The sequence below is a fragment of the Paenibacillus sp. EKM10P genome (genome assembly GCF_011800655.1).
GTDB lineage: Bacteria > Bacillota > Bacilli > Paenibacillales > Paenibacillaceae > Paenibacillus > Paenibacillus polymyxa.
In genome coordinates this window covers 26,960-39,594 of sequence record NZ_JAALET010000012.1, presented here as the reverse complement: position 1 = coordinate 39,594, position 12,635 = coordinate 26,960, and the positions used below count along the sequence as shown (strand labels likewise).

The following is a 12,635-nucleotide window of genomic DNA, read 5'->3' as shown; positions in this document are numbered from 1 at the left end:
ATGAAAGTAACAAAAGCAGAATTTATAATAAGTGCGGTTGGCCCGGATCAGTTTCCTGTGGACGCTTTGCCAGAGATTGCTCTGGCGGGGCGCTCCAATGTTGGAAAATCATCACTGATTAATCGGATGATTAACCGTAAAAATTTGGCGCGTACCAGTTCAACGCCAGGTAAAACCCAGCAACTCAATTATTACCGGATCAATGATGAGCTCTATTTTGTGGATTTTCCCGGTTACGGTTATGCTAAGGTATCCAAAACGTCTCGCAAGGCTTGGGGGCAGATGATTGAGTCTTATTTGCTGGAACGTGAGCCGCTTAAACTGGTGCTTCAAATGGTAGATTTGCGCCACCCACCCTCCAAGGATGATATCATGATGTACGACTGGTTGCGTCATAATGGGCTTCCGGTCTGTGTTGTAGGCACAAAAGCAGATAAAATCCCTAAAACACGGCGAGAAAAGCACTATAAGGTAATCAAGCAGGAACTCGGAATACTTCCCGGGGGTTTGTTTATCCCCTTTTCATCCGAAGAAGGCATGGGCAAGGAAGAGCTGTGGTCGGTCATCTCCAGCTATATCGAGAATGACGACGAAGAGCAGACGGAATTGTAAGGTTAGGGGCGTCCTGAAGGACGCCTTTTTTTCGTGATGTTGGATTAAAAACATTAAACTTATTAAATGGGTAGGAATAATATATAATAAACAAAGGAAATCGTGGGATTTAAGCATAAAAGTGAGCATATGGTGGATAATGCAGCTGCGACTCCGTTATTTTTCGTTTATTTCCGATGAATGCCGGATATTTATGATTTGATGCGCAAGAAAGCGCTGCGGGTCTGATGTATAATAAAGCATAAAGCTTACACTACAGGATTGAGGAAAGAATTGAGGAGATTGGTATGGCACAGCGGTTAGCCACAGAGTATGTAAAAACCACTTTGACCTTGTCAGAAACCCAAATGGACGAATTTTTACAGGCAGTGAATGATCCTCAGGTGCATTACCGCATTAAAGTTCTGGATAACGGAAGACAGGAAATCGTTCTGGAGCATATTGCAGGTGAGGAAGTTCATTTATTTTTTGAAGCCAAAGAGGGAGCGTTTGTCTGTGAATTAACTTGCCGCTTAGTTCATCCACAGCTAACCCTGTTTATACGCCAACTATTTGTTCGTTTTAAGGGTGAAGGTATTGTTTACCGCATGTATCAAGGATTCACTATGGTGTATTTTTATAATGAAGGTGCGGTTCGCAAAATTATGGAAAAGGATGCAGAAGGCTCCAGGTTGGTGTTTGAATATAGAAATACAGTGCAAGAGCTGCAACAGCTTTTTCAACATCAGAACGTCGAAAAGGAAATAGCAGATGTATACAATCTCATTAATTCGTTACTTGATGAGCGGAATCTGGCGCGTACTTTCTCTGAGCTGGAACAGATTGACCACAAGCTTCGGATGAGTTGCTCCAAATTATTTGCCTTGGAAGCTTAAGAGGCTGAATATATGGAATGAATTGTTATACAGTGTAGTCCCTTTCTTTACCGAAAGGGGCTTTTTTATTCCAAAAAAATGATTGCATTTGCTGCACATAGATGTTATTTTTAATCTCGTTGAAAATGAATATAGGAACCAGGATTCACTCAGGACATTGAATGTTGCGAGAGGTTATCCCTCGGGAAGTGAATGACGTAGGTCCTAGCGGATGAAATTTTTTTCAAACATTTTATTCCTAGGAAGGGGGAACCGAAAGATGGAATTGGAATACTCAACTTTCGGAAGACACGTTGCCGTAGATACTTGGGGTGTTGAGTTTGAATTACTGAATGATGCGCAGTTTCTGGAGGCTCAATTAGTTGAAGCTGCTGAAGCTTGCGGAGCAACGGTGATGTCCGTTCAATCCAAGCAATTCGAACCACAGGGAGCTACCGTGCTTGTACTGTTGTCGGAGAGTCATCTCTCTATTCATACGTATCCTGAGAGAGGGTTTGCCGCTATTGATTGTTATACTTGCGGTGAGACTGTTGATCCGCAGTTAGCTATTGATTACCTGGTATCCGTTCTAAAACCGAAAAAAACATATGCGAAGAAGCTGATTCGCGGCTTGGGAGAACTTCAGGTGGAATCCCCGGAGTGCAAGCTGGCTGAGTTGGTGTAAATCTCCTTTATGGAGCCGTGTGCGTCCTATATCATAACCATGGAACATTTCCATGGTTATTTGTTTTAAAAGTGGTTTACACTAAACTAAATCATACAAAACGTGCTGGATGTTTATGAAAGCCATCCAATTTTCATAAACAATTCATAAAACAGCCGAAGGGGATTCGGACTTCTGTGATATAATTAACATAGTTTATGATAACAGTGAGTATTCTTATTACAGTTTAGGCAGGTGAATTTTACAATGCACATCGTCGTTGTTGGGTTGAATTATCGTACGGCGCCTGTGGAAGTCAGAGAACGGTTTACATTTGCAGAACAGGATTTGCCAAAAGCGCTGGAACAACTCAAACTTACCAAAAGTGTGTTGGAGGGCGTAGTTGTCGCAACCTGCAATCGGACTGAAATATATGTTGTGGTGGACCGCCTTCACATGTGCGGTTATTTTATACGCAGTTTTATGGAACAATGGTTTGGTATTCCTCGTGATCAGTTTACACAACATTTATATATATATGAGGACGAGCAGGCAATTCGACATTTGTTCCGCGTGACTTGTGGTCTGGATTCTATGGTCATCGGAGAAACACAAATTTTGGGACAGGTAAAGAATGCCTTTCTTCAGGCTCAATCTCAGAAAATTACAGCAACGTGGTTTAATATGTTGTTTAAGCAGGCCGTCACATTGGGCAAGCGTGCCCATTCGGAGACGTCTATTGGAGAAAGCGCCGTATCTGTTAGCTATGCAGCCGTTGAGTTGGGCAAACGGATTTTCGGGATGTTTACGGATAAAAAGGTACTGATTCTCGGTGCTGGTAAAATGAGCGAGCTTACCGTTAAGCATTTGTACAGCGGCGGAGCTGCCGAGGTTATTGTAGCAAATCGAACTTTGTCCCGCGCCGAGGATCTGGCCTCCAAGTTTAACGGAACTCCAGTTACGATGGAGGAAGGCATGAATCGGTTGGCGGATGTGGATATTGTGATTAGCTCGACTGGTGCTCAAGGGTATATTCTGGATCGCAATCGTGTCGAAGCCAGTATGAAACGTCGTCAGTCTCGTCCTTTGTTTATGATTGATATCGCGGTTCCACGCGATTTGGACCCAGCTATTGGCGAATTGCAGAATGTTTTCCTATATGACATTGATGATCTGGAAGGGATCGTGGAGAGCAATCTGGAAATGCGTCGTACTGAAGCTGCAAAAATCGAGCATATGATTGAAGATGAGCTTAGTGAGTTTTATCAATGGTTGAAAACGATGGGAGTGCGTCCGGTGATTCGTGCATTACAGGAAAAATCGGAGTCCATACATCAGGATACGCTGGAAAGCTTGTATAACAAGCTTCCCGAGCTGGATGAACGGCAGCGTAAAGTGATAAGCCGTTTGACGAAGAGTATGCTGAATCAGATGATGCATGATCCGATCAATCGGGTTAAGGAACTGGCTGTCCAAAAGCAGGGAAATGAGGCGCTAGACATGTTTAGCCACATTTTTGCTCTGGAGGATCGTTTGGAGGACGCCGCTCAGAAAGTAGATAAAAGCGATGCATCTGCGTTAATAAAACCGGAGGCTGGTGTTCATGGAAAAACCGGTCAGGCTCAGGCTTTGCCAGCGTCGTTTGCGCCGGCCAGCCTGTAAAGGTGGGTGAACAGACGTGGCCTCAGGCATGCTTATATATGATTCAATGATTTATGTTTTTGCCCTGAGCCTTCTGTTTGTATTTTCGGATGGAATTCGTCGCAATGCGAATGCTAAACGGACAGGTACAGGGCTTCTTATTGTCGTTGTAATGCTCCAGCTTGTTTTTATGGGAATGCGAACCTGGAATGAAGGGCATCTTCCTATTTTTGTGACCTACGACTTTCTGTTTCTGTTCTCATTTATCCTGGTACTGATTTCTTTGATTCTGTCACGTTATCAGCGATCGGAATTTGCGGTGTTGCTGCTTAATATCATTAGTTTTGCTGTTCTTGTGCTCAACAATATATGGATGGAGCCGATCGACAACCCGCTTGGAAATTGGCATACCGTACATGGGCTGCTTCTGATTCATATTGCGCTGGCTAATCTTGGCTTTGTCGCGATGACGGTAGCGGCTGTATTTTCGGGGTTGTATCTGTTTTTGCATCGTAAATTGAAAGTCAAGAAATGGAATGACACGATCAAGCGCCTGCCGAGTCTGGAAATGATGGATCGGTATACACATATGGCGCTTTTAATTGGTACTCCTTTGCTGGGAGTTTCTATTGTTGTTGCTGTTATTTCTATTATTGCCGAGGAACGCTGGCGTCTTTTGCTAGATACCAAAGTGCTGATGACAGCGATTGCCTTATGCGTGTATATTGTATTTTTAGTGAGCAAAAGATTGAACCAGCGTTCTGGCCTGGTCATGGCAAAGTGGTCTTTGGTTGGCTACACGCTACTCATTCTTAATTTTTTGCTGAATTCCTGGTCTGTATTTCATCAGTGGACGGGGGAGTGAAAAGCCACTTGCAGCATTTTGTCCCGATTTCGTTGAATTGTAACAATAAGCTCTGTTGTGTTGTAGGCGGCGGCAGGATTGCGGAACGAAAGGTTAAGGGGTTGATGGAAAGTGGGGCATCCATTACCGTCATTAGCCCGAATATAACGCCGGATTTGCAGATCCTGGCCGATCACAAGCAGCTCCACTGGGTAAATCGCGTATATCGCGAGGGTGACCTCCAGGGAGCCTTTCTTGTATATGCCGCTACGAACCAGAGAGAAGTGAATAATAAGGTTGCGCATGAGGCCAGACAAAGGGGTATACTGGTAAATGTGGCGGATCGCTCGGAAGAGGGAGATTTTATAACGCCGGGCATCATCCGACGAGGGAGACTGACGATTAGTATTTCCACCGAAGGGGCAGGCCCCGCTGTGACCGCTGATATTACATCAGCCCTGGATACGTTGTTCGGTAGCGAATACGAGCCTTATCTGGATTTCATGCACGATATGCGACAAGTCATCAAACGCAAGATAAGTTCCCCACAGCAAAGGGCCAAACTATTAAGACGCTTGGCGAGTAGCGGAATTTTGGAACAGATACGACGTCATGAATTTATGGCTTGGACCGAAAAAGAAATAGATCTATGGATTGCGCAAAATCAGGAGGAATAACATGCGAACAATTGTGGTAGGCAGCAGACAGAGCGCTCTGGCGTTAACTCAGACCGGGCATGTCATTGAGGATTTGAATGCACTGTGCGCGGAGCATGGATTGGATTTACAATTTGTCGTGAAGAAAATCCTGACCAAGGGTGATCGAATATTGGATGTAACCTTGTCCAAAGTGGGTGGCAAAGGACTTTTTGTCAAAGAGATTGAACAGGCCATGCTGGCTGGTGAGATTGATATGGCAGTACATAGTATGAAGGATATGCCGTCCGAATTGCCAGAAGGTCTTGTCAATGGCGCTGTGCCGCGCCGTGAGGACCCACGCGATTGCCTGATCACATTGGGCGCCAAGAGTCTGGAGGATTTGCCTCCAGGAGCGAAGGTAGGCACAAGCAGCTTGCGCAGAGCCAGTCAAATCAAGTCCATGCGACCTGATCTACAATTAGAGCCAGTACGTGGCAATATTGATTCCCGTCTGAAAAAGCTGGAGACGGAAGGTTTTGACGCCATCATTTTGGCAGCAGCTGGTTTGCACCGGATGGGCTGGAAAGACCGCATTACGTCCTATATACCAGAGGAGGCATGCTTACCGGCAGTAGGACAGGGAGCGCTCGGTATTGAATGCCGTGCGAGCGATGAAGAGCTATTGGCATTGTTGAAACTCTACAACCACCAGGATACCTCGGCTACGGTTGCGGCTGAGCGAACCTTTCTGGGTGTGTTAAATGGGGGATGCCAAGTGCCAATCGGAGCTCATGCGGTTTGGGCTGGTCAAGAAATCAGCCTCACAGGGATGGTAGGTTCGCCAGATGGCGAGGTTATTTTGAAGGAAACGCTCCAGGGAAATGATCCGCAGAAGCTGGGAGAAGCGGTGGCGGCCAGTTTGATAGCCAAAGGAGCGGAACAGATTCTGGCGCAGGTGAGGGGATAATGGAATGGTGGGAAAGGTATATTTAGTAGGTGCAGGACCCGGAGATGCAAGATTAATTACGGTCAAGGGTTGGGAGTGCATTCAACTGGGCGATGTCATTGTGTATGACAGACTGGCAAGCCCTCGCCTCTTGGGGCTGATGAAGCCAGGGGCCCAAAAAATATATGTCGGCAAACTGCCAGATCGTCACACCATGAAGCAAGAGGAAATTAATCAGCTGCTGGTGGATTTAGCCTTGGAAGGAAAGACAGTCGTCCGGCTCAAAGGGGGAGACCCCACTATTTTTGGGCGAGTCGGCGAGGAAGCCGGGCTATTACGTAAACACGGTATTTCCTATGAAATCATACCTGGCATCACATCAGCCATCAGCGTGCCTGCGTATGCAGGCATTCCCGTTACACATCGGGAGATGGCCTCGTCGCTGTCTATCATTACAGGTCATGAAAGTCCTGATAAACTCGATAAAAGTATTCATTGGGATAAAGTAACGAACGCAACGGGTACACTGATCTTTATGATGGGTGTAGCGAAGATCGGCTATATCAGTGATCAGCTGATAAAGCATGGTAAGCCGTCCGATACTCCAGTTGCTTTGATTCGTTGGGGGACCCGCGCCGAGCAAGATACGCTAGTGGGTACGCTGGCGGATATTGAAGCCAAAGTGAAGGCAGCGAATTTTCAACCGCCCGCCGTCATCGTTGTCGGAGAAGTGGTCAATCAGCGTGAACAGTTAAAATGGGCAGAGGATATGCCTTTGTTTGGCAAGCGAATTTTGGTTACTCGCGCACGCGCGCAAGCCAGCAGTCTGGTTCACCGGATTGAAGAGCTTGGCGGTGAACCTTATGAATTCCCAGTTATCCAGACCGTCGTCCCTTCGGACGAGCAGGCAAAACAGAAAATCAAAGAGGCGTTTGCGCGACTTCCTGAATATGACTGGGTGTTTTTTACCAGCGTTAACGGAGTGGAATACTTTTTCACTCATTTAAAGGAACAGGGCAAGGATGTACGTGCGCTATACAAAGCTCGTATTGCCGCAGTGGGACCAGCTACAGCAGCCGCACTTCGAAAACACGGAATTGTAGCAGAACAGATCGAAGGTCCTTTTCAGGCAGAGGGACTGCTTGAAACATTTGAGCAAGATTTGCAAGCAGGGCAAAACGTATTTCTTCCAAGAGGTGATCTCGCTCGCTCATGGCTGCCGGATCAGCTGAGGGAGATGGGACTGCATGTGACCGAGGCTGATTTGTATCAAACGGTGCTGGCTGCCAACACACAGGATGATGAACTTCTCAAGCTGCTGGAGGAGCGTGCCATTCACGCGATTACGTTTACCAGTTCCTCAACCGTAACCTTTTTCTTGGAAGCCCTCAGACAAATGGGGATCAGTGATCCAGTATCGCTGCTGGAGGGAGTTACGATCGCTGTGATCGGCCCCTTGACTGGTGAGACAGCAACCCAAGCCGGATTGACTGTCAGTTTGATGTCAGAGAAGGCGACCATTGAAAGTCTAATTCAATCGCTATGTGACTGGAAACAATCAAGTACGGTTATGACATTATAAATTTTAATTTTTACAAATGAATGTATAAAAAAATGGAGGTTTGTAATTATGAGTGTCCCTTTTACCAGACATCGTCGTTTGCGTCAGTCAGCTGCCATCCGCAGCATGGTGCGTGAAACGGTTTTGAATCCGTCTGATTTCATCCAACCGATCTACGTAACATTTGGTACTGGAGTGAAACAGGAGATTAGCTCCATGCCAGGTGTATACCGTTTTTCTCTGGATCGGCTGGAGGAAGAACTGAAAGAAATTAGTGAGCTTGGCATTCCTGCTGTGCTCCTGTTTGGCATACCAGAAACCAAAGACAGTGTAGGGACTTCAGCTTTTGTGGACAACGGTATTGTTCAGGAAGCTACTCGTTTGATCAAATCGCGTTATCCCGAACTGCTGGTCGTGGCAGACACTTGTTTGTGTGAGTTTACGGACCATGGACACTGCGGTATGGTACACATGCATGAGCATGATGGTGAAGTGTGCGGTGAAGTATTGAATGATGAATCTCTGGAGGTGCTGGTACGCACAGCCGTTTCTCAGGCCAGAGCCGGTGCAGATATTATCGCTCCTTCTAATATGATGGACGGTTTTGTACAGGCGATTCGGCAGGGACTCGATCTGGAAGGTTTTTCACATATTCCGATTATGTCGTATTCCGTCAAATATGCGTCTGCTTTTTATGGTCCTTTCCGTGAAGCTGCTGATTCTGCGCCGCAGTTTGGTGACCGCAAATCCTATCAGATGGACCCTGCCAATGCACGTGAGGCGTTGCGGGAAGCGGAGTCTGACGTGATGGAGGGTGCGGACATGCTGATGGTGAAGCCTTCTCTTTCTTATCTGGATGTAATGCGCACCATTAAGGACCAATTTGATTTGCCTATGGTGGCTTACAACGTCAGTGGTGAATATGCAATGGTCAAAGCGGCAGCCCTTCAAGGCTGGATTGATGAAAAGGCGATGGTGCTGGAGATTCTGACAAGCATGAAGCGTGCCGGTGCAGATATGATTATTACCTATTCTGCCAAGGATGCGGCAAGATGGTTGAATCAATAAGTGTATTTTTCAGAAGACAGGAGTGATTAGAATGATGGACGAACAACGAACGGTACGCAAGGATACGCGTTCCAAAGCAGCCTTTGATGAGGCAAAACAATATATTCCGGGTGGCGTAAACAGTCCGGTTCGAGCTTTTAAATCCGTGGGTATAACACCGGTATATATTGATCGTGGGGAAGGATCACGTGTATATGATATCGACGGTCAATCCTATATAGACTATGTATGTTCGTGGGGACCGCTTATTATGGGTCATGCGCACCCTGAAGTGGTTAAAGCCTTACAGGCTGCTGTTGTAAAAGGAACCAGCTTCGGAGCCCCAACGCTTGCGGAAACGGAAATGGCCAAGCTCGTATGTGAGCGTGTTCCTTCTATGGACATTGTTCGAATGGTCAACTCGGGGACCGAGGCGACAATGAGTGCGATCCGACTCGCGCGTGGATTTACGAAACGCAGTAAAATCCTTAAATTTGAAGGTTCTTATCACGGTCATGCGGACAGCTTGCTGATTAAAGCGGGCTCTGGTGTTGCGACCCTAGGTCTACCTGATAGTCCGGGTGTACCTGAAGTCGTGGCCACACATACAATCACTGTCCCTTATAATGATTTGGCGTCGGTGAAGCTGGCTTTTGAGAAATTTGGCGAAGAGATTGCTGCGATTATTGTCGAGCCAGTAGCCGGCAATATGGGTGTTGTACCGCCACAGCCTGGATTTTTGGAAGGATTGCGTGAGGTAACCCGACAGTACGGAAGTCTGCTGATTTTTGATGAAGTGATGACTGGATTCCGGGTAGGACTTCATTCTGCTCAAGGGCGCTTTGGTGTGACGCCGGATCTTACGTGTCTGGGCAAAGTGATTGGTGGTGGCCTACCTGTAGGTGCATATGGCGGCCGTCGCGACATTCTAGAGCAAATTGCACCATCTGGCCCGATCTATCAAGCGGGTACGCTGAGCGGAAATCCGCTGGCTATGGCAGCAGGTTATTCGACGCTTAAATTGCTGACACCGGAAGTATATGATCGTCTGGAAGAACGGGCAGCACGGCTTCAGGCCGGATTCGAACATAACGCGCGTGAACTGGGTATTCCTGTCACGATCAACCGTGTCGGTTCTATGGTGTGTCCGTTCTTCACAGACGAGAAGGTTGTCAATTTTGACACTGCTAAAACGAGTAATCAGGACCACTTCCGCCGTTACTTTACTGAAATGGTGAATGAGGGCGTTAGTGTAGCTCCATCTCAATTTGAGGGCATGTTCGTATCAGGTGTGCATACCGTTGAGGATATTGATGCGACCGTTGAAGCGAACTATCGCGCGCTCAAACGTCTATGAGTTGGAAAGGCAGCTGGAAAAGAAGAGGACCGTGGCTGGAAGTCACACCAGGGCGAGAAATTGCAACTGATGAAAATCGCGCTGAGCTTGTAGATAGCGTTGAAGCTGTGGACCGCTGGTTGCTGAACCGTCTGGGATTACCGGACAAGCTGTGGCGCAGGCTACGGCATGAAAAAGGGATTGAACTTACAGGGGACCGGCTGCGGCTGGCCCTTTTTCCTGTAGTGGACCTCGGCGTCATCCCACGTTGGTATGATTTGAAGATACTATACGAGGATGATTTTTGCTTGGTTGTACACAAACCAGCGGGGATGGCGGTCCATCCAGACGGTGGTGTAAAGGATGGTCCGCTAACATTGGATCATGCTGTCGCATCCTACTATGAAATCAACGACATTCATACAGCAGTACGGCATGTACATCGTCTGGATGTGGACACGACAGGCCCGGTGCTATATGCAAAAAATGAATTTTCGTTGCTCAAGCTGGACGAACAAATGCGAGCTAAAGACATCGGTCGTCGCTATGTAGCTTTGGTACGAGGGAAAGTACCTCCATCGCTGCGGACGTTGGATTGGCCGATTGGCAAGGATAGGCATCATAAACAGCGCCGCCGTGTATCCCCAACTGGACAGAAGGCGGTTACCCATGTGGAAGTTGGTGAAGTATGGGGGAGTGGTCCGAATGCGGTCAGTCTCGTGTATCTGACGCTGGAGACAGGTCGGACGCACCAGATACGCGTACATCTTAGTCATGCTGGCTATCCTTTACTTGGGGACGTATTATACGGCGGTCGTGCTGCTGATTTTGGCAGACAGGCCCTTCACGGAGAGCGGCTCACCTTTTGTCATCCGCTGAGCGGCGAAACGATTATCGTCGAGGATGCTTGGCCGGATGATTTTCAAAAGCTGCACAAACAGCTATAAAAGATGGCATGCCTTCTATTTTGGCGCATATACTTGAACCTAGAAACGGTTTGCAATATGGAGTTTCCGTGCGCCTGACACGAGTCAGAGGATGTGCGGAGGCTGCCCAAAGGAGGATGCCATCCTTGAATAAACAACAGAATGATCAGCCGCAAGGCTTGCGTTTTGATATCTATGAACGCATTCATTTGACGGAGGAAGCTGCCGGGATTGCCGAGTTGGAGGAAATTGAGCTTCTGCCACGCATTCAGGTTGTAACCCACGGCGACCATGCCGCTTTGCGAGGGCATTTGCTGCTGGAGGGCGTGTACCGCACACCTGAACAGATGACGAGCGAGCTTCATCATTTGATCCCTGTGGAAATTACCATTCCGCTTAACCGGGTAGGAAGATTGGAAGATATCTCCGTGGAGATTGAAAATTTTGATGTGGACCTGCTCTCTTTACGTAGTCTAAACATTACAGGGGTGCTTTCTTTGCATGGGGTGGAAAGCTCGCATGCAGAGGAGACGGCGGTTTGGCTGGATGAGGAATTTACTGTGGTGCATGCACCTGAACATCCGGCTCTATCTCTTTACGGCGCTGGAGAGCATCGTCACGAAGAGGCTTATTCTACCCAAGACTCGGTATACAACAACATTTCAGACCCGGAAACTTCATACAAAGTACCAGCACAACAAGAGTCAGCTTACTGGGAACAGTCGTCAGAGGATCAAGGGGAACAGAAGCCATCATTGGAGCATCAAGCTTATGATCCGATAGTAGATCCGAACCGATATTATGAGCCGTGGACGGGAAAAGTAGTTGAAGACAGCTCTTCCGAAGTTAAGCGTGAGCAGGAGGCGTCGGAAGTGTGGGCATTTCAGCAAGAGGAAGCAGAGACGGAAGGGAACGAGCCCAAAGTATCCTCTGCATCTCCTAATGTAGCATACGACCCTTTGCTGTCAGAGCCACATTCTGCCACAGAGTCGGAGATTTATCTGGAGCCGCAGTTGGAAGCAAGTCAGGCGAATGACTTTGACTTCAGGCCTGAAGCGTCAGAACAGGTAAACCATGAAGTTCAGGATACCTTTACTGAGGAAAAGCCAGAGATGCGCGTGGCGCTTAACAGTAAAAAGAATGAAGGAGCAGACGAGCCGGACCCGGTTGTCTACTCATCATTGCTTCAATCCAGCCGTTCGGTGAAGGAAGCCGAACACCAGCAGCAATTGGAACATGAACCGCAAGGTCAGGATCAGAAAGCCGAGGAAGAGCGTGAGGATGCCAAGTGGAAAAATCTTTTTTTCCATACACAGGATGAAACGCCTTTCCGCAAGGTGCGGTTATGCATTGTACAGCGCGAGGATACACTGGAAACGATAGCAGACCGTTATCAGCTCAGCACACGGGAGCTTCAATTGTATAATAGATTGGCAGAGCATCATGTAGAAGAAGGGCAGGTATTGTACATCCCTTGATTCGGTTGCTGAAACATGCGACGAAGTGCTGACTATCGTCAATGAGAAATGGGTGTTGACTATAGTCAATGGGAAATGTATGATGTGG

Annotated in this window: 12 protein-coding genes; all 12 read left to right on the top strand. The window is 47.4% G+C overall.

Annotation, left to right across the window (positions count from 1 at the left end):
- Positions 1-612: a ribosome biogenesis GTP-binding protein YihA/YsxC gene (gene yihA / locus HFE01_RS21455; RefSeq protein WP_013372691.1), complete on the top strand. Its 612-nt coding sequence runs from the start codon at positions 1-3 to the stop codon at positions 610-612.
- A gap of 287 nt (positions 613-899) precedes the next feature.
- Complete coding sequence (locus HFE01_RS21450; protein WP_167438377.1) at positions 900-1,487, top strand: non-ribosomal peptide synthetase module; 588 nt, start codon at positions 900-902, stop codon at positions 1,485-1,487.
- 265 nt (positions 1,488-1,752) lie between these two features.
- Positions 1,753-2,151, top strand: coding sequence for an adenosylmethionine decarboxylase (gene speD / locus HFE01_RS21445; protein WP_025365654.1), 399 nt, complete (start codon positions 1,753-1,755; stop codon positions 2,149-2,151).
- A gap of 246 nt (positions 2,152-2,397) precedes the next feature.
- Positions 2,398-3,792 carry a glutamyl-tRNA reductase gene (hemA, locus tag HFE01_RS21440; RefSeq protein WP_016818411.1) on the top strand — a complete coding sequence of 465 codons (1,395 nt, stop codon included), beginning with the start codon at positions 2,398-2,400 and terminating at the stop codon, positions 3,790-3,792.
- Between the two features lie 16 nt (positions 3,793-3,808).
- Positions 3,809-4,636, top strand: coding sequence for a cytochrome c biogenesis protein CcsA (gene ccsA, locus HFE01_RS21435; RefSeq protein WP_016818412.1), 828 nt, complete (start codon positions 3,809-3,811; stop codon positions 4,634-4,636).
- 8 nt (positions 4,637-4,644) lie between these two features.
- Positions 4,645-5,292, top strand: a complete 648-nt coding sequence (locus HFE01_RS21430; protein ID WP_107734849.1) for a precorrin-2 dehydrogenase/sirohydrochlorin ferrochelatase family protein — start codon at positions 4,645-4,647, stop codon at positions 5,290-5,292.
- Between the two features lies 1 nt (position 5,293).
- Positions 5,294-6,220: a hydroxymethylbilane synthase gene (gene hemC / locus HFE01_RS21425; protein WP_107734848.1), complete on the top strand. Its 927-nt coding sequence runs from the start codon at positions 5,294-5,296 to the stop codon at positions 6,218-6,220.
- Between the two features lie 4 nt (positions 6,221-6,224).
- A complete protein-coding gene (gene cobA / locus HFE01_RS21420; RefSeq protein WP_167438378.1) occupies positions 6,225-7,781 on the top strand; it encodes a uroporphyrinogen-III C-methyltransferase in 1,557 nt (518 codons plus the stop codon).
- A 48-nt stretch (positions 7,782-7,829) separates the two neighbouring features.
- Complete coding sequence (gene hemB / locus HFE01_RS21415; RefSeq protein WP_016818416.1) at positions 7,830-8,828, top strand: porphobilinogen synthase; 999 nt, start codon at positions 7,830-7,832, stop codon at positions 8,826-8,828.
- 31 nt (positions 8,829-8,859) lie between these two features.
- Positions 8,860-10,164: a glutamate-1-semialdehyde 2,1-aminomutase gene (gene hemL / locus HFE01_RS21410; protein ID WP_107734846.1), complete on the top strand. Its 1,305-nt coding sequence runs from the start codon at positions 8,860-8,862 to the stop codon at positions 10,162-10,164.
- The gene (locus tag HFE01_RS21405) at positions 10,161-11,090 is read left to right on the top strand and encodes an RluA family pseudouridine synthase (protein ID WP_107734845.1); all 930 of its coding nucleotides are present in this window, start codon (positions 10,161-10,163) and stop codon (positions 11,088-11,090) included. Before hemL ends, HFE01_RS21405 begins: the two co-directional genes overlap by 4 nt.
- A gap of 125 nt (positions 11,091-11,215) precedes the next feature.
- A complete protein-coding gene (locus HFE01_RS21400) occupies positions 11,216-12,547 on the top strand; it encodes a LysM peptidoglycan-binding domain-containing protein (protein ID WP_107734844.1) in 1,332 nt (443 codons plus the stop codon).
- The last annotated feature ends 88 nt before the right edge of the window (positions 12,548-12,635 follow it).